This is a genomic window from Mycobacterium sp. NAZ190054 (genome assembly GCF_001545925.1).
Classification (GTDB): Bacteria; Actinomycetota; Actinomycetes; order Mycobacteriales; family Mycobacteriaceae; genus Mycobacterium.
The window spans coordinates 1-21042 of the sequence record NZ_LMVQ01000565.1; the positions used below are offsets into that span (position 1 = coordinate 1).

Below are 21042 nucleotides of genomic sequence, written 5' to 3' on the forward strand. Positions count from 1 at the left end.
CCAAAATCCGCCTCATCAACGCCCGCGGCTACGGCCACCACTCAGCCCGAACACTGACCTCAATGATCTATCTCTGCCTCGGCGGACTGCACCCTCAGCTACCCACAAGAACCTGAGGAGCCGCACATATGTTCGCATCCCGGGCCGACAGATCAGGCGCTCTCGCCGTAGATGCTGGTGGTCCAGATGTGCACGAGATTGTCGAGCACACGGTGATCGGGGATCGACGGTTGATGCCCGGCGAAGGCCGCCGTCATCACCGACTCGTTCATCAGGTTCAAGGCGGTCGACAGCTCGACGGCGGGCACCGTCACCGGCGCCGCTCCGTCGGCGCGTTCGGCCTCGATCACCGCGGCGATGTGGTCGATCCAGCGCTGCATCGAGGTGGCCCACAGCGTCCGGGCCTCGGAGTTGGTGTTCTTGACCCCGACCGTGGCGGCGCACACCGCGCGGTGGGCGCCGAACGTCTCGACGAACACGTTGATGCCCCGGCGCCAGATGGCGCGACGGTCGGCGGGCCGGTCGGCGATCAACTGCGCCAGGGCTGCGTCGGCCTCGGCGATCACCCGCTCCAGCAGCGTGAGCAGCACCGCGTCCTTGGACGGGAAATAGAAATAGAACGTCGGCCGGGAGATGCCGGCACCCTTGGCCAGGTCGTCGACCGAGATCTCGGCCAGGGACCGGGTCTCCAGGAGGCGCTCGGCGGTCTCGAGGATGGCCAGTTCCCGATCGTCGCCGGAGGGTCGGGCGGCGCGTCGGCCGCGGGCGGGGCGGGCCTGGCTGGTGGCTGTCACGGCCTCGACTTTACACCGTGTCGATTTTCTCGACAGGGTGTTGACTACTTCAACACGGCGTTGATAGCTTTACGTCATGACCGAATTTGTCGACGTCGTCATCGTCGGAGCCGGTATCTCCGGCATCAGCGCCGCCTGGCACCTGCAGGACCGGTGCCCGGGCAAGAGCTACGTGATCCTGGAACGCCGGGACAACCTCGGCGGCACCTGGGACCTGTTCAAGTACCCCGGCATCCGGTCGGACTCCGACATGTTCACACTCGGCTTCCGGTTCAAGCCGTGGACCTCCGAGAAGGCGATCGCCGACGGACCGTCGATCATGGCCTACCTCAAGGAGACCGTCGCCGAGTTCGGCATCGACAAGCACATCCGCTACGGACACCACGTCAAGTCCGCCGACTGGAGCGACGCGGACAACCGGTGGACGGTGCGCATCGACCGCGGGGGCGAGGAAGTCGAGATCTCGTCGCGCTACCTGATGGCCTGCAGCGGCTACTACAACTACGACCAGGGATACTCGCCCGAGTTCGCCGGCTCCGACGACTTCGAGGGCACGATCATCCACCCGCAGCACTGGCCCGAGGAGCTCGACTACACGGGCAAGAAGGTCGTCGTCATCGGCAGTGGCGCCACCGCCGTCACGTTGATCCCCGCACTCGCCAACACCGGCGCGGGCCACGTGACGATGCTCCAGCGCTCGCCGACCTACATCGGATCGCTGCCCGACGTCGATCCGTTCACCGTCCGGATGAACAAGACGCTGCCCACCAAGCCGGCGTACGTCGTGAACCGGTGGAAGAGCATCCTGTTCCAGTCGGCGCAGTACCAGATCGCCCGCCGCTTCCCGAATTTCATGCGCAAGACGCTGATGACGATGGCGCAGCGGCGGCTCCCCGAAGGCTACGACGTCGCCAGGCATTTCGGACCCAGCTACAACCCGTGGGACGAGCGGCTGTGCCTGGCGCCCAACGGTGATCTGTTCAAGACGATCCGGTCCGGGAAGGCCGACGTCGTCACCGACACCATCGAACGGTTCACCAAGACCGGTATCCAGCTGACCTCCGGCCAGCACATCGACGCCGACATCATCGTCACCGCAACCGGATTGAACCTGCAGCTGTTCGGCGGCGCCACGATCTCCCGCAACGGTGAGCCCATCGAGCTCAACGACACGATGGCCTACAAGGGCATGCTGCTGACCAACATGCCGAACCTGGCCTTCACGATCGGCTACACCAACGCGTCGTGGACACTCAAGGCCGATCTGGTCTCGGAGTTCTTCTGCCGCGTCATCAATTACATGGACGAGCACTCCTACGACCGGGTCGAGCCCAGTCATCCCGGCAACAGCGTCGACGAGCGACCGCTGATGGACTTCACCCCGGGATACGTGCTGCGCGCACTGGACTACCTGCCGAAGGCCGGCTCACGGTCGCCGTGGCGTCTCAAGCAGAACTACCTGCTCGATCTGCAGTTGATCCGCCGCGGCAAGGTCGACGACGAGGCGCTCGCGTTCTCCCGGCATCCGGCGCCGGTGACGGCCTCGGCGTGATCAGCCGGCGGCGATGACGACGATTCCGTCGTCATCGCTGTAGGCGATGTCGCCGGGCGTGAACACCACGCCGCCGAATTCGACGGCTTCGTCGCGCACGCCTTCCCCGGTCTTGGTGCTCTTGCGCGGGTTGGTGCCCAACGCCTTGATGCCGATGTCGAGTGTGCGCAGCGTCGCCGCGTCACGGACGGCGCCGTTGACGATCAACCCGGACCACCCGTTGGACCGGCCCAGCTCGGCGATCAGATCCCCGACCAGCGCCGTGTGCACGGAGCCGTCCCCGTCGACGACCAGCACGCCGCCGTCGCCGGGTTCGGACAGCACGGACTTGAGCAGCGCGTTGTCCTCGAAACAGCGCACCGTGGTGATCGGTCCGGCGAACTCCGCGCGGCCGCCGTACTGGCGGAGCTGCAGATCGCAGCTGCGGACGTCGGGGCCGATGTCATCGACCAGGTCGGCGGTCGGGCGCGGTGTCACAGTCACGGGCTCGAGTATCTCAGCCGGGCTCCCGCCCGTGAAACACGGTGGTGCCGAAGGTCTCCGGCGGCAATCGACCCTCACGCCACGTGAGGGTCAAGACGTTTCGCTCAGCTCCCGCTGTTGCGGCGCGCGGCCAGCAGCACGACGACGATGGCCAGGATCCCGGTGACCAGCGCCGCGGCGATGGGCAGACGCGACGACTCCTGGCTGTCGGGAGGCACGGGTACCGGGGCCGAGATCGCGGTGCTCGCGGTCGCGACGGTCGACTTCGCTTGGGCTGCAGTCTCTTCGGCCGCTGCCGCCAGATCGGCCTTCACCGGTGGGGCTTTCTTGGCCGGCGGCGCCTTCTTCGCGGGTGCGGTCTTCTTCGCGGCGGCCTTCTTCGCCGGCGCTTTCTTGGCGGGCGCCTTCTTCGCCGGGGCGGCCTTCTTCGCGGGAGCGGCCTTCTTGGCGGCGGCCTTCTTCACCGGCGGAGCCGGCGGGGGCACCGCAGGAGTTGCGGCGTCGGGGCTTTCGTCCGGCCGATCCGGCTGCTCTGCCATCTATGCTCCTTCGAGAGTGTCTGCACCCGGCAGTGTTCCCATCATGCCAGGCCGGTCACCGACAACGTCGCCGCGGCCGCCAGCGTCACCGCCATCAACGCCAGTTCGGTGTACGCCCGGGTGCGCGACACCGCGGCCGTGCTGCGGTGTGTCCGGGCGGCGGGCAGCCACAGCTCACGGTTGCGCCAGGCCAGCACGATGAGCAGTACCGTCAGCCCGATCTTGGCCGACAGCACCCGGCCGTAACCCGTGGTGTACAGGTCCGCAGGCGCACCCAGCACCGCCACACCGGCGGCGATGCCGCCGGCCAGCAGGGCGGCCACACAGATCAGGGACAACCGGGAGAACCGGGGCAGCACGCGCGCCCACTGTCCGCGGTGCTCGACGGTCAGTACGAGCGCCGCCAACGTCCCTGCACACCGCCGACCACCCCGCTGACCGCAGCGCCGCCGACGGCGCCCGCAGCCGCGGTGGTCGCGTCCGCCACCTTGGTGAGGCCCCGAAAGGCCGTGGATATCGGGTTCATCGGCACTCCTCGCATCCCGGACACCGGGTGTTGACCGTTCGTTAATGCCCCGTTTGCGGTCCGTTATACCTGCGGGAGGTGAACAGTCAGGTGTGCGCGGGGGTGTTGGCGAACCGGTCGGTGATCGCCTGGCAGAACGCGTCGAGGTCCTTCGGGGACCGGCTGGTGATGAGGTTGCCGTCGATGCACACCTGTTGGTCCACCACGGTGGCGCCGGCGTTGCGCAGGTCGGTGCGCAGGCTCGGATAGGACGTCACGGTGCGGTCTTTGACCACGTCGGCCTCGACGAGGGCCCACGGGCCGTGGCAGATCGCGGCGACCGGTTTGCCCGACCGGACGAAGTCGCGGACGAACGCGACCGCGGTCTCGCTGAGACGCAGCTTGTCCCCGTTGACGGTGCCGCCGGGCAGCACCAGCGCGTCGTAGTCGTCCACCCGCGCGTCGTCGACGACCCGGTCCACCGGGAACGTGCCCGCGGGCTCCAGATCGTGGTTGCGGGCGTCGATCTCGCCGTCCTTGACCGACAGCAGATCGACCGCGCCGCCGGCATCGAGGACCGCGGCGCGGGGCTGGTCTAACTCCACCTTCTCGACTCCGTCGGCGGCCAGGAACGCGACCTTCCGGCCGTCCAGTTCGTTCGGCATGTCATTCTCTCCTCTCGTTTCGCACGCAGCATTACCCGCTGGCACGTGATCGAACCCAGGCCGCGGTCCGCGTACCGTCGGATCCATGACTGCCCAGCCCGACAGCGACCGCCTCGATTCGGTCGCACCAGGAGACCTCATCTCGTTGCCCCTGCCGGATGCGCCCGACGCCGCGGACCGGCAGTACAAGGTCGTCCACATCGACCCGGAGGGGGCGTCGTCCGACGGGGCGATCCTGATGACCCTGGAGGCCGACGACGGTCAGACGTTCGACGTGGAGTTGCCGGGCGACACCGTCGTGACCCGGACACTGGAGTCCAAGTGGGAGTCACCGCAGAGCCCGACGCCGCATGAAGGTCAATGACGCCGGTTTGACCAGGGGAAACCCGTGGTACTGGAGACCCCATGAGAATCAGTCGGATGGCGGGTGCGGCCGGTGCGTTCGTGTTGGGCGTGCTCGGCACGATCACGGGGGCGCCGGGCGCCTCGGCCCAGGCGTGCCCGGACGTCGAGGTGGTGTTCGCGCGCGGCACCGGTGAGCCACCGGGTGTCGGCGGCGTGGGGCAGGCGTTCGTCGACGCGCTGCGCGCCCAGGCCGGTCCCCGCACGATCGGGGTGTACGCGGTGAACTACCCCGCGGGCAACAACTTCGACGATCGCATCGCATTCCCGTTGACGGTCATCGACGGTGTCCGGGATGCGGGCAACCGCCTGCAGACCATGTCGGTCAACTGCCCCGGCACCCGCCTGGTGCTCGGCGGGTTCTCCCAAGGTGCGGTGGTGTCGGGTTTCGCGACCTCGGACCGGGTGCCCAGCTCGGTGCCGGCCGCGGTGGCGCCGGCCCCGCTGCCGCCGCAGGTGGCCGAACACGTCGCTGCCGTCGTGCTTTTCGGGACTCCGTCGGGCGTGTTCCTGGACAGGTACGGCGCGCCCGCGATCACCATCGGGCCGCTCTATGCCGGTAAGACGATCGAGCTGTGCGCCCCCGGCGACAGCATCTGTGACGGCGCGCCGAACGGCGGCCCGAACTTCGCGCACGCGCTGTACGCGGTGAACGGGATGACCGGCGAAGGCGCGGCGTTCGCTGCCGGGCGGCTCTGAGCCTCACCCGCCCGCAGGTACCGGGTAACGGTCGTTGACGTCGGCGTTGGTGTCCTTGCGCGCACAGTGCGCGCAGCAGAAGATGCCCTCGTCGGTCTCGATACCGTGCCCGAGAATCCGGCAGCCGCAGTGTCGGCACTCCGGAGCCAGCTGCGCCGAGGCGCACTCGACGCTGTCGAAGGTGGCGCTCCGTCCGTCGTGGAACGTCACGGTGAAGGCTTTGTCGTAGTCGTTGCCGCATGTGTCGCAGATGCTCATCGTCTTCGGGTTCCCACCGCCTGTCAGGACAAACGTTTGGGGCTCCGGGAATTGGGCATCAAAGATCCGTGACGAGCGCATATACCGAATTCGACGCCCCGGAAGTCGCGGTCGAGGTCTACCCCCGCAAGAGGATTCCCAGCTGCTGATCGAAGCGGCGACAGCGGCAGGCGTGCTGCCGGGAGCCCGGGTGGCCGACCTGTGCACCGGCAGCGGTGTCGTCGCCGTCGCCGCTGCTGCGGCCGGCGCCGCCGACGTGACCGCCTTCGACATCTGCCCGAAGGCGGTGCAGCGTGCCCGCCTGGACGCGCTCGCCGCCGGCGTGCACGTCGACGTCCACCGCGGATCGTGGGCGCGCGCTGTGGAATTCGGCCCCTACGACGTGGTGCTCGCCAATCCGCCGTACGTGCCCAAAGCGCCCGGCGTCGAGGGGGAGACGATTCCCGCCGTGGCCGGACCGTCGCGGGCCTGGGACGCCGGTCCCGACGGCCGGATGGTGCTCGACCCGATGTGCGCGGCCGCGCCCCTGCTGCTGAACGAGGGCGGCACGATGCTGATCGTGCACTCCGAATGCGCGAACGTGAAACGCACCCTGAGTGACCTGCGCGCACAGGGGATGCGGGCAGAAGTCGTTGCCCAGCAACTCATCCCGTTCGGCCCGGTGATGACGGCCCGTGCACCGTGGCTGATGCGGGCCGGCCTGCTGGCCCACGGCAGCCGCCTCGAGCGGATCGTCGTGATCCGCGCGGACGCCCCGTGACCGACATGCGGGTGGTCCGCGTGGTTCCGGGCGGACCGGTGATGGTGGAAGGACCGGTGTGTATCGAGCTTCCCGACGGGAGCACGGTGGAGTCGGACCGTTTCATGGTGGCGATCTGCGCATGCCGCAAATCGAAGACCTACCCGTTGTGCGACACCAGTCACCGGCGCCGGGCGCGCGCCGGTGACTCGTCGCCGGAATCAGTCCAGGGGACGGCGCAGTGACGAGCGTCCTGCCTGCCAGCACTGCATGAGGTGATCGGCCAACCGGTTCTCGACCAGGTCGAAGGCGCGGATGCCGAACACCACGTCCCGGTCGAGTTCAGGTTCCCGCGCGACGAGATCGCCGACGACGTCGGTGCGCACCACCTGCTCGTGGACCGCGTCGGCTTCCACGTGCTCGGCATAGAACGCCGAGCATTCCTGGGGCGCACCGAGACGCTTCAAGGCCTGCACCATGCGCCGTGACCCGGGCGGAGACGTCACCTCCGTGGCCGCGAAATGCCCGACCGCGCAACCCCGTAGCCGCCGGTGCAGACCGAACATCGACATCAGGTTCACCACGGCCAGCGTCTGGGCCGGCACGTCGTCGAGATAGCCCAGGTAAGCGGTGTCCAGACCGGCGGCGGCCATCAGATCGGCGAACAACTGCTGGTGCAGACGCGCACCCTTGCCGGCGCCGAACTCGTCGAATTCGACCGCGACGAACGACGCCTTGGCCTGACCCGTCAACCGCGGGATCGCCCACGCATGGGGGTCGCCCTCTTTGAGGTGGTACAACGAGCGGTGCGCGAAGTACTCGCGCATCTGCTCCCACGTGCCCTGATCGCGCAGGTAATAGGACGGGCCGCTGCCGTTCACCGGTTCGACGCAGAGCTTGTCGAGTTCCTCGAGTGCCGAGGAGTCGGGCCCGATCTCGCCGACACCCTTACGCACATCCTCGAGGAACAGCTCTTCGAGACGGCCGCGCAGATACAGCAGTCCGGCGTTCCATTCCCAGCCGGCATCGACGCCGGCGAACCCGCGGTAGTGCAGCTCGTAACAGACGTACAGCGCCAGCTGCAGATCCAGTCCCGCCGGGTCGGCATCGGCGAGCGAGGTCTCGACTCTGGTCAGGTAGCGCAGCGGGGCCCGTTCGGCCAGCTGCTCGATCACTGACATCGAGATCGGACCACGGGGTTCAGGCAATCGGGGTTGCACCAGCGTCGGCATCACGTCGGCGTAGTTACCCACGTGCGGTGCGGCCAAACCGGGGGTGATCGGTGTCTCCGGTGCGCGCGGATCCCTGTACCCGTTCTGCGCCCCGCGACACACGTAATGAAGAGTTTTTCACATCGTGCGCATAACGCGATGACGATCTTGGTGCCCGGGTAACCGAGCGGCGAGCGCGCTTGAAGCGCTGGAAATTGTCCGATCGCCGAATCTCAGACAAGGGGTTAACGAGAACATGGCTGCACCGACCCGGACCGTCGAGTCCACCGAATCCGTCAAGAGCACCCTGATCGCGCAGCTGCGCACCGTGCTCGACCTGACGCACACCGAGATCCAGGTCGCCGAGACCCGGGTGTCGCAGGCGCGTACCGACGCGGTCCGCCGCGAACTGACCCAGAACGCCGAGAACGCCCGGCTCCGTGCCGCGGCGATCGAGAAGTCGATCCGCGAACTGGGCGGCTTCCCCGACGTCATCGGGCCGTTCCTGGGCCGGGCCGCGGCGGCGGTCAAGGCCCTCACCGAACAGGCCGAACCGTTCGACGAGGCGCTGCTCGGCGACCTCGCGCTCGAAGGCCAGCTGCTGGACCGGTCGCGGTACGTCAAGGCACTGGCCGTGGCCGCCAAAGAGCCGGACGTCGAGCAGTTGGCGACCCGTCTGATCACCGCGCACTCCGCGACGGTGGAATGGTTGACGACCGTCCTCGCCGAAGACGCCCTGGGCGGTCCGGCGGCGCTGCGGCGCACCCCGATGCAGGCCGCGGCCGGACTGGCCGTGAAGCTGGCGAACCTGCCGTTCACCTGGTCGACCCGGGGTGCCGAGCGGGTCGCCGAAGCCATCCGCTCGGTGCGGCCCGCGGTCGCCGACCTGGTCGAGCGTGGCTCGCACACCGGTGACGTCGCGGCGAAGGCGCTCTCGGGTGCCCGGGATTCCGCGCTGCAGGCCGCCGAGCGGATCACCCGCGAGCAGGGCGCCGAGGACGCCGCCGACCTGATCCACGCCGCGCGCGGTGCCACCGGAGTCCTCGACCCGGAGGAACTGCCGATCGCCGACTACGACGAGTTGAACGTCAACGACGCCGCCACCGCGGTCAAAGACCTCACCGACCCGTCCGACATCAGGACGATCGTGGCCTACGAGGAGGCGCACAAGAACCGCCAGCGTGTGGTGTCCGCCGCGCAGACCCGCCTGGCCGCCATCGCACAGGAAGTGGTCGGCATCAGCTGATCGCACCGCCGGCGGGGCGGAAGTCGTTGCTATTCGGTGCGAGGAAGGCTACGAACCGTTATATGAAAACAGACGGACGCCCTGCCGTGGTGGTGACCGCGGTCGCCTCCACCACGGCCCTCGCGCCGGACGCCGAGGCCACATGGGCGCAGTTGCTCGCCGGTCACAGCGGAATACGCACCATCGACGCGTCTTTCGTCGCGGAGTTCGACCTTCCCGTCCGGATCGGCGGGACGCTGACCGAGGAGTTCGACCCGCAGCTGAACCGGGTCGAGATCCGCAGGTTGTCGTACATGCAGAAGATGGCGCTGGTGCTCAACCGCCGGCTGTGGGAACAGGCCGGGTCACCGGACGTCGACACCCGGCGGCTGCTGGTGTCGGTCAGCCACGCGTTCGGCAGCACCCGCGACCTGGTCACCGCCTACGACGACTTCCGGTCCCGCGGCATGCGCGCCGTCTCACCGCTGGCCGTGCAGATGCACATGCCCAACGCGCCAGCGGCGGCGGTGGGCCTGGACCGCCAGGCCAAGGCGGGTGTGATCGCGCCGATGGCCGCCGACGCGTCCGGCGCCGCCGCGGTGGCCGAGGCATGGCGGCTGATCACGCTGGGGGAGGCCGACATCGCGATCTGCGGCGGTGTGGAGTCCAGGATCGAGGCAGTGCCGATCGCCGCGTTCCACAACCAGGGCCTGCTCGCCCACGACAACGACCATCCCGCAGCGGCGTGCAAACCGTTCGACCGGGCGCGCGACGGCATGGTCTTCGGCGAGGCCGGCGCGCTGCTGCTGCTCGAATCCGAGGAGCACGCGCGCGCCAGGAACGCACCGGTGCTGGCGCGGATGCTGGGGGTCGGCGTCACCGCGGACGCGCACCATTCGATCGAACCCGATCCCGACGGGGAACTCGCCGCGGCCGCGCTGGCCCGGGCGTTGCACCTCGGCGGTGTGCAGGCCGACGAGGTGGACCACGTCAACGCGCACGCGGCCGGCACCCGGGACGGCGACCTGTCCGAAGCGCGCGCGCTCAGAAAGGTCTTCGGCGGCCACCACCCCGCGGTGTGGGCGCCCAAAGCGGCACTGGGACATTCGATGGGTGCTTCGGGTGCGGTGGAGGCGGTGCTGACCGTGCAGGCGTTGCGGGACGCGGTGGTGCCACCGACGTTGAACCTGGAGACCGTCGATGCCGAGATCGATCTCGACATCGTCGCCGGGGCGCCGCGCCAGGGCCCGCTGAGGTGCGCGGTGAACGGCACCTTCGGCTTCGGCGGGCACAACGTCGCGTTGCTCTTCGGCAGCGCCTGAGCAGCCGCCGCCGGGGTGCCTGACTACTCTCGAGCGGTGACGATCTCCTACGACGAACGGCTGCGCGACCAGGTCCGGCAGCGGTTGGCCGGGCACGTCCGCCGGACGGTGACCGATCCGACGAAACGGCACGCCGCCGTCGCGGTCGTGCTCGTCGATTCCCTGACCGGCGAGGACCGGACGGATCCGGCGCCGGTCGAGGACTGGATCGCCGGCCGGCCGATGCCGGAGGACCTCGACGGCCACATGGTGAACGTGTCCGGCGGCGCGGCGTTCTTCCTGTGCCGCAGGGCTTCCCGCCTTTCGTCGCATGCAGCGCAGTGGGCGTTGCCGGGTGGGCGGCTGGACCCCGGTGAGACGGTCGTGGACGCCGCGTTGCGGGAGCTCGACGAGGAGCTCGGCGTCCGGCTGGACGAGACCACGGTGCTGGGACTGCTCGACGACTATCCGACCCGTTCCGGTTACGTCATCACCCCGGTGGTGGTCTGGGGCGGGGGCCGGCTCGATCCGCGCCCCGCACCCGACGAAGTGGCCGCGGTGTACCGCATCGGGCTGCACCAGCTGCTGCGCGAGGATTCGCCCCGGTTCATCACCATCCCCGAGAGCCCACGGCCGGTCGTGCAGATCCCGCTCGGCAACGACCTGATCCACGCGCCCACCGGCGCCGTGCTGCTGCAGCTGCGCTGGCTGTGTCTGGAGGGACGGCACGACCCCGTCGACGAGCTCGAGCAACCGGTGTTCGCCTGGGGATAGGCGACGGGAAACCGTCATGGGTCTCGCATTCCCGTTTCAGGACGTGCCGTTGGGGTAGACCACCTCTCGACAGCGAACTCCTCAGACACGGATGTAACCGACATGACACCCACCCAGCAGCGCGGACGACACCGGCACGTGAGCCGGCGATCCCCCCTCGGACACCGTCTCACCACGGTGTCGATGATGGGCGCCGCAGGAGTCGCAGGCTGGCTGTGGACGTCCGCGGTGGCACAGCCGCAGCAGGCACCCGCGCAGCAGCAACCCCCCGCGGCGGCGCAGGCCCCACAGGAGATCCACCGGGTCGGCCAGGTCATCGCCGCGTCCCGGGACTCGCTGACGACCACCACCCCGGACGGGCAGACCACCACGTTCCGCATCACCGCCGACACCGCCCGGATCGGTGAGCCGGGGACGCTGAAGAGCCATGTGGTGGTGCTGGGCGTCGTCCACGACGGGGTGGCGGTGGCCACTGCGATCGCCGACCAGGGCGCCGTTGGGCCCGACGGTCCGCCGATGGACTACGACCTGCCGACCTGAGCCGGTCTTCCGCCCGAGCATCGACCGTGGACCACGGCACCCCGAACGCGATGGCGGTCAGCGCGACCCTGCACTGCCTGACCGGTTGCGCGATCGGCGAGATCATGGGGCTGGTGATCGGCACGGCCGCCGGATTGACCAACGTCGTGACCATCGCGTTGAGCGTGGCGCTGGCCTTCTTCTTCGGCTACGCGCTGTCCACGCTGCCGCTGCTCAAGGCCGGCATGGCGGTGGGCGCGGCGCTGAGCCTGGTGCTCGCCGCGGACACCCTGTCGATCCTCACCATGGAGATCACCGACAACGCGGTGATGGCGCTCATCCCGGGAGCGATGGACGCGGGCCTGGTGAACCCGGTGTTCTGGGGCGGCATGATGATCGCGCTGACCGCGGCCTTCTTCGCCGCCTACCCCGTCAACCGGGTACTGCTCGGGCGCGGCAAGGGGCACGCGTTGACCCACCACCATCACGGAGCGGGCGGCACGGTCACCGGGGCGCGGCGGTTCATCCCGTCGCTGAGCACGCCGGCGCTGGTGGCCGCGATCATCTCGTTCATGCTCGGCGGCCTGGTGGTCTCGATCGCTGATCAGCTTGCGCCCGCTCATGAGAACGGTTCTGCGGCACGCCATTCGGCGATCGTCTCCGCCAGTCCGCCGGCGAGTACCGGCAGTTGAGGTACCAGCGTGAGACATCCGACGATCTGCAGCCGCCGGGCGTTGTCCATCACCCGCCGCACATCCGGGTCGGTGGGCCGCAGGTTCAGTCGCCGTGCCGCGGTGTCGTATTCGGCGACGGCATCGGGGGGCAGCATCGCGAGATCCCATTCCACGGGCCCACAGGTGATGTCCTCGAAGTCGGAGAAGCGGATGCCCGCCTTGGTCCGGATCACGTTGTGCGACGGCGCATCTCCCTGCAGCGGCTGCACCGGCACATGCGGGAACGCCGCCCCGAACGCGTCGCGGTCGCCCAGAACCCGCCGTAAGGCGTCGAATTCGGCATGGGCGCGCTCGATTTCGGCTGCGGTCAACACATCGACCGTCTCCAGGTCGGCGAGCATGTCGGGCAGGCCCTCGTTGAGCGGCGACAGGAACGGCAGCTCGCCGGGATAGCCGGCCAGCGCCCGGTGCAGCTCGACGCTGTAGGACATTTCGACACCGCGGTAGGGCTCATGGTCGTCGGCGAGGTCGGCCAGTTCCCAGAACGTCATCGAGAACCCGTCGCGGCGCACCGGGACACGGGGCACCAGCGGCGACGGCCTGACCACCGGAACGTCCTGAAGGTCGAGCCATGCCACGACGTCGAGCTCGCGCTGCTGGCGTGCCGTCTGCCGCTCGGGTTGGGTGCTGCCGGTCAGGACCACCGGGATACGGGCCACCACCGGTTCCGGCTGCAGATGCACGACGACGGAGAACACGTCGTGCAGGACGGTGCCGCCTTCGACCGTCAGCCCCAGATCACGGCCCGCGCCGATCGCGGCCTCCACCGCCCGCCGGGTCCGCTCCGCGATCTCGTCAGGTGTCACTGATCCCCGCATGGTCGAACGCGCGGCCGCGGCGCTCGGCCTGTGCGCTGCCGCTGAACAGACCGGAATCGGCCTGCGGGCGCCCGCGCTGCGCGTCCGGCCGGACCACCGGGCCGGACTCGCTCTGGTGCTCGATCCGCTGACGCGGCAGCGCGGCCGGATTCGTGCGTTGCAGCCAGGCGACCATGCCTTCGCGGATGTCGCAGCGCAGGTCGAACAGCGCGCCCGCGTTGGAGGCGCTGACCAGCATCCGTACCCGGACCAGCCCCTCCACCGCGTCGGTGACCTGCAGCACGCCGACGCGGCCGTCCCATTTGTCGTTCTCGCGCAGCATGCGGTCCAGTTCGGCGCGCATCGCGTCGAACGGGACGGTGAAGTCGACGTCGAGCTCTGCGGTGCCGAGCAGTTCGGTGGCGTTGCGGGTCCAGTTCTGAAACGGCGTGCTGGTGAAGTAGGTGCACGGCAACACCAGTCGCCGCTCGTCCCACAGATGCACGACGACGTAGGTCAGCGTGATCTCCTCGATGCGGCCCCACTCCTCCTCCAGCACCACCACGTCGCCGACGCGGATGGCGTCGGAGAACGCGATCTGGATACCGGCGAACACCGAGCCGAGCGAGGTCTGCGCGGCGAGGCCGGCGACCACGGTCAACACACCGGCCGAGGCGAACAGCGTCTTGCCGATGTCGCTGAAGGACGGGAACGTCATCAGCGCCGCCGCGGCGCCGAGCACCACCACCACCGCGACGACCAGCCGCCGCAGCACGGTCACCTGGGTCTTGATCTTTCGGCGATGCCGGTCGGCGTCGGTCAGTCCTTCGTCGCCTCCGGCGAAACGGGTGATCACCTGGCGTTCGACCACCCGGATCAGGCTGACCACGACCCAGGTGAGGGTCGCGATCAGCGTGATCACCAGGGTGTGGTCGAGCCAACCGCGCCAGCCCGCCTGCGCGTCCGTGGTGCGTCTGACGGCGGCGGAGGCCGCGATGACGATCAGGGTCGCGCGCAGCGGCATGCGGGTCAGGTGAGCGACGTCCGCCACTACCGCGCTGCGCCGGCCGAGCCGCAGCAGCAGCCAGGACACGGCCAGACCGAGCCCGTAGGCCATCGCGACGGCGCCTGCGATCCACGCGGCGGTGACGGCGAGATGAGTGGCTGAGGTCAATTCGATCGCGTCGTCCATCACCGCCCAGCGTTCCACAACAGCTTCGGGACGAAACGTCACAGCAACGCTTTGGCGACCTTGGCCTTGATCTTGTCGGGCAGCGCGTCGGCGACCGCAAGGTCGGGCAGCAGCGCACGTTCGCCCATGAGCGCCCGGAACACGGTGCCGATCGTCACGGTGTGGTCGGGGCGGTGGATCACCTCGACAGGGTCTCCGGCGCGGACGGTGCCCGGTTCGATGACCCGGAAGTACGCCCCGGGCAGGCCCGCCGCGGTGAACGTCTTCATCCAGCCCCGGATGCCGAGCCATTTCGCGAACGTCTGGCACGGGGTCCGCGGGCTGGTGACCTCCAGCAGCAGGCCGTCGTCACCGACCGCCCAGCGTTCGCCGATCAGGCAGGCGCTGAGGTCGATGCCGGACGTGGTGATGTTCTCGCCGAACACGCCGTTGCCGAGCTCGCGATCCAGCTCGCGCGCCCAGAAGTCCAGGTCCTCCCGGGCGTAGGCGTACACCGCCTGGTCGTCCCCGCCGTGGTACTTGCCGTCGCAGACCGAGTCGCCGACCACCCCGCTGCCGAGCCCGCCTCTGCGGGGGCCCGGGGCACGCACGGTCAGGGGTTCGGCACTGGGCCGCTTGTCGATTCCGGTCTTGCGCGATCCGAGGTCGAGAGGGGAGGTCGCCGTATTGACCGTCAGAACCGATGCCATACGCACAGCTAACCAGGCGCTGCGGGTGCGCTATTCCAGCAGTTCCCAGCTGTCGTTCTCGCCGACCGGTGCCGCGGTGATCCGCACGGTCCGTTCCTCGCCCTGGCCGTCGGCGGCGACGCAGTCGAAGGTGGTCCCGATCTCCACGGCCTTGAGTCCGTCACCGCAGTCGACGGTGACTGCGAACCCCAGCTGATTCGACAGGTCGTCGGTCAACGCCGTTGCGGTGTCCTGCAAGTCGTAGAGGGTGTCTCTGGTGCTGAAGTCGACGTTGTAGTCGTCGTCGGTGATGGTGGACGCGACCCGGACGGTCTGTCCGCCGACCTCGGCGGTGCAGTCGAAGGTGTCACCCGTGCCGGGGTCCGGCGACTGCTCGGGGCACTCCACGTTGGAGACCTGTTGGTCTATCGACGAGTAGCTGCTGTTGAGTTCGTCGGTGATGGCCTTCTCGAGCTTCTCGTAATCCAGCCCGCCGCCGAACGAGAACTGGCACGCCGACGCGACCAGCGCGGCGCCGCAGGCGGCCAGAACGGAACGGGCGGCCTTGACGACGGCGGTCGGTGACATGGCTGAAGATCATATGGAGCCGAGTTCGGCGGAAGGTCACAAATCCGATAAATTGTCGGGCACGTCGACCGCGTATTTCCGCAGCACCTCCAGTGGCACCGACTCGAGAGTGCGCTCGTGCGTCGCGGCGAGCACCACCGGGCAGGCGAACCCGTCCTCGTGTGCCCGCAGCCAGTTCAGCGCCGTCACGCACCAGCGGTCGCCGGGCACCAACCCGGGGAACCGGTAGGCCGGCATCGGCGTCGACAGGTCGTTGCCGATCGAGCGCTGATGGTTGAGGAACTCGGCCGTCACCACCGCACAGATCGTGTGCCGGCCCCGGTCCTCGTCGCCGGTGCTGCAGCACCCGTCACGGTAGAAACCGGTCATGGGTTCGGTTCCGCACGGGTCCAGCGGAGTGCCGAGCACGTTTCGATCCACCATCGGTTCAGTATCGCCGAGTCAGATGCTGAGCCGCCGGTACCGCTGCAGGCGCCGCAGGCCGGGCCCGGGCGCAGCACCCGGCACCGGGGTCAGCGCCGTGCGCATCCGTTCCCGCACCACGTCGACGTCGAGGTTCATCCCGATCGCGACCAGGCTGTTGGCCACCGCGTTCGGCGGCGCGACCGCGATGTGCACCGACGGGCCCACCACGTTGACGCTGTAGCGGCGGGTGGTGGCCCGGTAGCGCACCGCGACCGTGCCCTTCAACCGGTACACCCGCGCGGGCGGTTCTTCGAGCAGGTCGATGACCGCGCCGGGATCCACGCATCCCTGGCCGGTCACCGTCACCGAATCCGCGTGGGTGTGGTCGTGGTCGTGGTCGTGGTCGTGGTCGTGCGGGTCGGTGTCGGACCACAACTCACGGAACGTCAGCTGCCCGGCGTGGTCGGTGTCCGCGGCGACGTCGTAGAGCAGCGCCGGATCGATGCGCCCGGCTGTGACGCCGACCAGGTACGCGTGCGGGTTCAGCTCGCGGACCCGCCGCTCGATGCGCTCGAGCGCGGCGCCGCGATCTGTTTCGGGAATCCGGTCGAGCTTGTTGACCACGACGAGGCTGGCGGCGGCGTAGCGGGCCGGGGGAGCGGCGTCGCGATCGACGGTGTCGAAGTGGGTCGCCGCGTCGATCACGTCGACGACGCCACCCGGCCGGACACCGTCGACGCCGCTGAACCGGATGATCCGCGAGACGGCCACCGGATCGGCCAGCCCGCTGGCCTCGACGATGATCGCGTCCAGACGCAGCCGGGGATCGGCGAGACGGGCCAGCGCCGCGTCCAGACCGCCCTCGTCGGGCAGACAGCAGATACATCCGCCGGCGATCGACGCCGGTTCGTCGACCTGGCCGGTGACCAGACCGGCATCGACATTGAGTTCGCCAAAGTCGTTGATGACCACGCCGATCCGCGCATCGGGGCTGCGTAGCACGTGGTTCAGAAGTGTCGTCTTGCCCGCTCCGAGATAGCCGGTCAACGCGATGACGGGTATCGGCTGCACAGGTGCGCAGGTTACAGGTGCCCGACGTCGGCTCACCAGCCACGACAACGCCGCGAAGTGAGTACGATGACATCCGCTCCGCATTCGTCGGCGCATTGGGGGCATTCCGTGCAGGATGGAACAGACAGCGGCGACAACGCGGCGACACGCACCGTTGACGCGGCCGCGAATCTTCCTGCGCTGAAGGCGTTGTTGCGGATCTCCGAGGCGGTCTCGCGGGCGAACTATTTCGACGAGGTCCTGGAGGTCATCGCCGAACAGGCCATGGCGGCGCTGGGGGCGGCGTCGCTGTCGATCCGTCGGCGGGAACCCGACCGGGAAGCGTTGCGCACCTTGATCCAGGTCGGTGATCCCACGCCGGCCATGCAGGGCGAGCTCGCCGCTCCCGTCATGGTGGGTGACTCGCTGTGGGGGGAGATCTGGGCGACCGGCGCCGCGGCCGCCGCTTCGGCCACGGCGAGGCCCAGTTGCTGCAGGCGATCGCCGCGCACACCGCGGTCGCGATCGGCCGCTCGGAGTTGTTGACGACGGTGTGGCAGTACGCGTTCGAGGATCCGCTGACCGGTATCGCCAACCGGCGCGCCATCGATCGTCACATGAGCGAAATCGACTGGGATTCTTCGTATCCCGTCGCTCTGATGTGTGACCTGGACGGCTTCAAACGGATCAACGACCAGGAGGGCCACCCGGCCGGGGACCGGTTGCTGCGCGGCGTGGCCCGGGAACTCGAGCGGTTGACGTCGACGATCGACGGGGCGGTGGCGGCACGGCTGGGCGGTGACGAGTTCTGCGTGCTGATGCCCGATGCCACGCTGGCCGCGGCGCAGGTCTTCGCCATGGATGCGACGACAGCCATCCGCACCTCGGTGACGTCCGCGGTGACCGTGTCCTGGGGAGCCGCCGCGGCCGGCCCCGAAATCCGCAACGGTGACGCACTTCTCGCGGCCGCCGACACCGCGTTGATGGAGGCCAAACGCCAGGGCCCTGCGCACTACAGCACCGCGGAGGCGGCAGCGGCGGTGCCGGCCGCGACCGGTCGCCGGGTCACCGAGGAGCGGCCCCCGCTCGAGCGGCTGCCCCAGATTGTCGTCGAAATGCTCACGCAGCAGCCCGATTTGACGTTGACGTCCGCGTTGGAGTTGCTTGCGATGCAGGTGCAGCAGGTCACCGGGGTCGCTGCGTGGGCGATCTCGGCGTGCACGTCCGACGGCACCGCGTTGCGCACCGTTCGCTGCCTTGACTGCGTGCGCCGCGAGGAATCCGGACTCTCGGTGATCACCGACCTCGGGCCGTCGTGCTACGACCTGGCCGAGTTCCCGGCATCGGCGCGCGCCGTCACCGAGGGCACGACGTTCGTCGCGGCGCTCGGGATGGCCGGCTCCGATCCGGCCGAGACGGCGCTGCTGGCCCGGCTCGGATACGACGCGGTGCTCGGGGTCGGAGTGCTCGCCGGCCACCAGAACTATCTGCTCGAATTCTTCTCCCACGACGGGCATCAGGACCTGATCCGGATCGCACCACTGGTGCACGTTCTGGGGGTGTACTGCGCGTCCCGGCTCAACGAAAGCCGGCAGTGCCACCGTCGACCATGACCGTCTGTGCGGTGACGTAGCGGGATTCGTCGCTCAGCAGGAAGCACACCACGGGACCGATGTCGGTGCCGACGTCACCGAGCCGGCCCATCGGGACGCTGCGCAGGCTGCGTTCGTAGGCCTCGGGCGCCATCTCCCGCCACGCCCGGATACCGTCCGACTCGGCGAACGGGCACACCACGTTGACCCGGATTCCGTCCCTGGCCCATTCCATCGCGGCGGCTTTCGAGATCCCGCGGATCGCCTCCTTCGCGCCGGCGTAGGCGCCGAACTTCGGTTTCCCCAGGGTGCCCGATCCGGAGCCCAGGTTGACGATGCTGCCGCCCCCGTTGCCGAGCAGAATCGGGTACACCGCCTGCATCAACTCGAAGGTGGCCCGCGGCCCCACATCGAAGACCAGGTCGTAGTCCTCGCGGGTGATGTCCTGGAAGCGCTTGGGTTCGTTGGTGGCGATCGCGTTGTTCACCAGGCCGTGCACCGTGCCGAACGCATCCACCGCCGCGGCGACGATGCGCTGCGCACTGGTCGGATCGCGCAGGTCGGCGGGCAGCGCGCGGACCGGCCGGGCGCCCTCGGCGAGCGCTTCGACCGTGGCTGCGAGCAGCTGCTCGTCGCAATCCACGGCCAGGACCGATGCGCCGCGGGTCAGCAGCGCCGAGGCGATGCCCCTGCCCACTCCGCGGGCCGCGCCGGTGACGATCACGGCGCGACCGTCGAGCAGGGTGGGCGGAACCGTCGGTGTCACGCCCGTCACGGTAGGGCAGGCAACTGGTTCTTGACGACCACTCCGTCCTTGACGATCACGGCGAGATTCCGGCCCGGGTCGCCCAGCAGGCCGAGGTCGGTGGTCGGATCGCCGTCGACGAGCAGCACGTCGGCCCACGCGCCGACGGTGATCTCCCCGAGTCGGGCAGCCCGGTACGGGTCGCGCTCACCGGCCAGCCGGAACAGCTCGGCGTTGCCCGACGTCAACATCTTCAGCGCGTCGACGCTGGACATGTAGTCGCCGAGCCGCACCGCCATCGCGCTCTGGAGGTCGTCGCGGGAGGGTTCGAACAGCAAATCCGTTCCCCACGCCACTTTCACGCCGTGCTTGGTGGCCCAGGTGTACAGCTGGTCGGTGCCCGCACAGATCTCGCGGTTCTTCTCGGCGCTGTCCGGGTTGAGGAAGCTGTGGTCGTGTTCGGCGAAGGGCTGGGTGGACAGCCAGACGCCGCGCTCGGCGAGCATCGCGACGGTCGGTTCGTCGGCGAGGTGACCGTGCTCGATCGACTTCACACCGGCCTCGACGGCACGGCGGATCCCGGTCACGTTGTACACGTGGGTGGCCACGTAGGTGCCGTAGTCCTCGGCGGCCTGCACCGCGGCCCGCAGTTCCGGTCCGGTGAACTGCACCGTGTACAACGGGTCGTACAGCGACGCGGCGCCGCCGCCGACCATCAGCTTGATCTGCGAGGCCCCGAGTTTCAGCTGCTCGCGTACCGCCGCGAGCATCCGGTCGGCGCCGTCGGCGACCCGCATGAAACCGATCTGTTCGGCACGGGATTCCTTGCCGCCGAGGGCCGTCGGTGTCTCGTAGACGAAGCCGAAGTCCCCGTGGCCGCCGGTCTGTGAGATCGCGGCCTGGCTCGGATAGATCCGCGGGCCGAGCTCCGGTCGCGCGTCGACGACCTTCTTGATGCCCGCGGTGTCCCCGGCCATGTCGCGCACGGTGGTGAACCCGCGCAGCAGTGTGTCCCTGGCTCCGGCCAGGGCGGCGGCGGCCAGCTGGGTCTGGGATCCCATCGCCAGATCGAGCAGGGTGTTGGCCATTCCGACGAGATGGACGTGCGCGTCGCTCATGCCGGGCATCAGGGTGCGCCCGCCCCCGTCGATCACCGTGGTCCCGTCGGTCTCGGCGACCGGGGAGGGCTCCACCGCGGCGACGGTGCGTCCCTCGATCAGCACGTGACCGTCGGTGACCCGGCCGGAGAGCCCGTCGAAGATCCTGACGTTCTTGATCAGCAGACGTTGTCCGTCCGAGCCGGCTGCGGCCACCCTGGCTACCTCCTCGTGTCCCGGGCAACGTTAGCCGAACGGCGGAAGGGGCCGGGCCCGCCGGGCCCGACCCTTCCAGGGTGCCGCTGTCCGTCAGGTCACGGGGCGGGAATGGTGGCGCAACCGATGCCCGGGATGCAGCCGGCGGCTCCACCGGGACCGGCGGGGGCGGGCGGGCCACCGGGGGGCGAGGCGGGGGGGCCCCCCGGGGCGGGGGGGGCCCCGGTGGCAACCGGGGGAGTGGGAGCGCGTGGGGGAGGGGAAGGGGGGAGGAAGGGGGGGGGGCGCGATG

26 protein-coding genes and 2 pseudogenes are annotated in these 21042 nt (G+C 69.2%); 12 read left to right on the forward strand and 16 right to left on the reverse strand.

Annotated elements, in window-relative coordinates; genetic code table 11:
- Positions 1-152 precede the first annotated feature (152 nt).
- Positions 153-794 (reverse strand): TetR/AcrR family transcriptional regulator, encoded by a 642-nt coding sequence (locus ASJ79_RS27800; protein ID WP_067962288.1) that lies wholly within the window; start codon positions 792-794, stop codon positions 153-155.
- A gap of 76 nt (positions 795-870) precedes the next feature.
- Between ASJ79_RS27800 and ASJ79_RS27805 the strand changes: the two genes are divergently transcribed.
- Entirely contained in the window at positions 871-2346 is a 1476-nt protein-coding gene (locus tag ASJ79_RS27805; protein ID WP_067962291.1) for an NAD(P)/FAD-dependent oxidoreductase, read from the forward strand.
- Here the strand turns inward: ASJ79_RS27805 and rraA are convergent, their stop codons facing one another.
- From rraA to ASJ79_RS27825, 5 genes and pseudogenes are all read right to left on the reverse strand, one after another.
- Positions 2347-2829: a ribonuclease E activity regulator RraA gene (rraA, locus tag ASJ79_RS27810; RefSeq protein WP_067962292.1), complete on the reverse strand. Its 483-nt coding sequence runs from the start codon at positions 2827-2829 to the stop codon at positions 2347-2349.
- Between the two features lie 104 nt (positions 2830-2933).
- Entirely contained in the window at positions 2934-3368 is a 435-nt protein-coding gene (locus ASJ79_RS34895) for a hypothetical protein (protein WP_067962293.1), read from the reverse strand.
- Between the two features lie 41 nt (positions 3369-3409).
- A pseudogene (locus ASJ79_RS27820) lies at positions 3410-3781 on the reverse strand (CopD family protein); the annotation flags it as partial.
- The gene (locus ASJ79_RS32895; protein ID WP_156448677.1) at positions 3757-3894 is read right to left on the reverse strand and encodes a hypothetical protein; all 138 of its coding nucleotides are present in this window, start codon (positions 3892-3894) and stop codon (positions 3757-3759) included. The gene ASJ79_RS32895 and the pseudogene ASJ79_RS27820, both read right to left, overlap by 25 nt.
- A gap of 86 nt (positions 3895-3980) precedes the next feature.
- Positions 3981-4538, reverse strand: coding sequence for a type 1 glutamine amidotransferase domain-containing protein (locus tag ASJ79_RS27825; RefSeq protein WP_067962294.1), 558 nt, complete (start codon positions 4536-4538; stop codon positions 3981-3983).
- Between the two features lie 85 nt (positions 4539-4623).
- On the opposite strand from ASJ79_RS27825, the gene ASJ79_RS27830 reads away from it, so the two are divergent.
- The gene (locus tag ASJ79_RS27830) at positions 4624-4902 is read left to right on the forward strand and encodes a hypothetical protein (RefSeq protein ID WP_067962296.1); all 279 of its coding nucleotides are present in this window, start codon (positions 4624-4626) and stop codon (positions 4900-4902) included.
- A 41-nt stretch (positions 4903-4943) separates the two neighbouring features.
- Positions 4944-5639 (forward strand): cutinase family protein, encoded by a 696-nt coding sequence (locus ASJ79_RS27835; RefSeq protein ID WP_067962297.1) that lies wholly within the window; start codon positions 4944-4946, stop codon positions 5637-5639.
- A 3-nt stretch (positions 5640-5642) separates the two neighbouring features.
- Here the strand turns inward: ASJ79_RS27835 and ASJ79_RS27840 are convergent, their stop codons facing one another.
- Positions 5643-5897: a hypothetical protein gene (locus ASJ79_RS27840; protein WP_067962298.1), complete on the reverse strand. Its 255-nt coding sequence runs from the start codon at positions 5895-5897 to the stop codon at positions 5643-5645.
- Between the two features lie 68 nt (positions 5898-5965).
- Between ASJ79_RS27840 and ASJ79_RS27845 the strand changes: the two are divergent.
- Positions 5966-6657, forward strand: a pseudogene (locus ASJ79_RS27845) (HemK2/MTQ2 family protein methyltransferase).
- Positions 6654-6881 (forward strand): CDGSH iron-sulfur domain-containing protein, encoded by a 228-nt coding sequence (locus ASJ79_RS27850; RefSeq protein WP_067962300.1) that lies wholly within the window; start codon positions 6654-6656, stop codon positions 6879-6881. The pseudogene ASJ79_RS27845 and the gene ASJ79_RS27850 overlap by 4 nt, the downstream one beginning before the upstream one ends.
- Here the strand turns inward: ASJ79_RS27850 and ASJ79_RS27855 are convergent.
- Entirely contained in the window at positions 6858-7868 is a 1011-nt protein-coding gene (locus ASJ79_RS27855) for an iron-containing redox enzyme family protein (RefSeq protein ID WP_067962337.1), read from the reverse strand. The genes ASJ79_RS27850 and ASJ79_RS27855 overlap by 24 nt on opposite strands.
- A gap of 235 nt (positions 7869-8103) precedes the next feature.
- Between ASJ79_RS27855 and ASJ79_RS27860 the strand changes: the two genes are divergently transcribed.
- From ASJ79_RS27860 to ASJ79_RS27880, 5 genes are all read left to right on the forward strand, one after another.
- Positions 8104-9093 (forward strand): hypothetical protein, encoded by a 990-nt coding sequence (locus ASJ79_RS27860; protein WP_067962304.1) that lies wholly within the window; start codon positions 8104-8106, stop codon positions 9091-9093.
- Positions 9094-9155: 62 nt separating this feature from the next.
- A complete protein-coding gene (locus ASJ79_RS27865; RefSeq protein WP_067962307.1) occupies positions 9156-10394 on the forward strand; it encodes a KasA/KasB family beta-ketoacyl-ACP synthase in 1239 nt (412 codons plus the stop codon).
- Positions 10395-10430: 36 nt separating this feature from the next.
- The gene (locus tag ASJ79_RS27870) at positions 10431-11147 is read left to right on the forward strand and encodes a CoA pyrophosphatase (RefSeq protein ID WP_067962311.1); all 717 of its coding nucleotides are present in this window, start codon (positions 10431-10433) and stop codon (positions 11145-11147) included.
- A gap of 186 nt (positions 11148-11333) precedes the next feature.
- The gene (locus ASJ79_RS27875; RefSeq protein ID WP_067962315.1) at positions 11334-11687 is read left to right on the forward strand and encodes a hypothetical protein; all 354 of its coding nucleotides are present in this window, start codon (positions 11334-11336) and stop codon (positions 11685-11687) included.
- A gap of 26 nt (positions 11688-11713) precedes the next feature.
- On the forward strand, positions 11714-12358 hold the full coding sequence (locus ASJ79_RS27880) for a DUF4396 domain-containing protein (RefSeq protein WP_231751068.1): 645 nt from the start codon (positions 11714-11716) through the stop codon (positions 12356-12358).
- Here ASJ79_RS27880 and ASJ79_RS27885 read toward each other — a convergent pair.
- Genes ASJ79_RS27885 through ASJ79_RS27910 form a run of 6 tightly spaced genes read right to left on the reverse strand, consistent with a single transcriptional unit; the run spans position 12286 to position 17121 of the window.
- On the reverse strand, positions 12286-13206 hold the full coding sequence (locus ASJ79_RS27885) for a phosphotransferase (RefSeq protein ID WP_067962319.1): 921 nt from the start codon (positions 13204-13206) through the stop codon (positions 12286-12288). The genes ASJ79_RS27880 and ASJ79_RS27885 overlap by 73 nt on opposite strands.
- A complete protein-coding gene (locus ASJ79_RS27890) occupies positions 13196-14389 on the reverse strand; it encodes a mechanosensitive ion channel family protein (protein ID WP_067962339.1) in 1194 nt (397 codons plus the stop codon). The genes ASJ79_RS27885 and ASJ79_RS27890 overlap by 11 nt, the downstream gene beginning before the upstream one ends.
- A gap of 38 nt (positions 14390-14427) precedes the next feature.
- Complete coding sequence (locus tag ASJ79_RS27895) at positions 14428-15078, reverse strand: MOSC domain-containing protein (RefSeq protein WP_067962321.1); 651 nt, start codon at positions 15076-15078, stop codon at positions 14428-14430.
- A gap of 30 nt (positions 15079-15108) precedes the next feature.
- Entirely contained in the window at positions 15109-15645 is a 537-nt protein-coding gene (locus tag ASJ79_RS27900) for a DUF4333 domain-containing protein (protein ID WP_067962322.1), read from the reverse strand.
- A 36-nt stretch (positions 15646-15681) separates the two neighbouring features.
- Positions 15682-16068 (reverse strand): DUF2237 family protein, encoded by a 387-nt coding sequence (locus ASJ79_RS27905; RefSeq protein ID WP_067962326.1) that lies wholly within the window; start codon positions 16066-16068, stop codon positions 15682-15684.
- Between the two features lie 18 nt (positions 16069-16086).
- Positions 16087-17121: a GTP-binding protein gene (locus ASJ79_RS27910; protein WP_067962328.1), complete on the reverse strand. Its 1035-nt coding sequence runs from the start codon at positions 17119-17121 to the stop codon at positions 16087-16089.
- Between the two features lie 66 nt (positions 17122-17187).
- On the opposite strand from ASJ79_RS27910, the gene ASJ79_RS34570 reads away from it, so the two are divergent.
- Positions 17188-17646: a hypothetical protein gene (locus tag ASJ79_RS34570; protein WP_231751069.1), complete on the forward strand. Its 459-nt coding sequence runs from the start codon at positions 17188-17190 to the stop codon at positions 17644-17646.
- Positions 17529-18713: a GGDEF domain-containing protein gene (locus ASJ79_RS27915; protein ID WP_231751070.1), complete on the forward strand. Its 1185-nt coding sequence runs from the start codon at positions 17529-17531 to the stop codon at positions 18711-18713. Before ASJ79_RS34570 ends, ASJ79_RS27915 begins: the two co-directional genes overlap by 118 nt.
- Here ASJ79_RS27915 and ASJ79_RS27920 read toward each other — a convergent pair.
- Complete coding sequence (locus tag ASJ79_RS27920; protein WP_067962341.1) at positions 18679-19458, reverse strand: SDR family NAD(P)-dependent oxidoreductase; 780 nt, start codon at positions 19456-19458, stop codon at positions 18679-18681. The genes ASJ79_RS27915 and ASJ79_RS27920 overlap by 35 nt on opposite strands.
- Before the next feature lie 5 nt (positions 19459-19463).
- Positions 19464-20750 (reverse strand): amidohydrolase family protein, encoded by a 1287-nt coding sequence (locus tag ASJ79_RS27925; RefSeq protein WP_067962332.1) that lies wholly within the window; start codon positions 20748-20750, stop codon positions 19464-19466.
- Between the last annotated feature and the right edge of the window lie 292 nt (positions 20751-21042).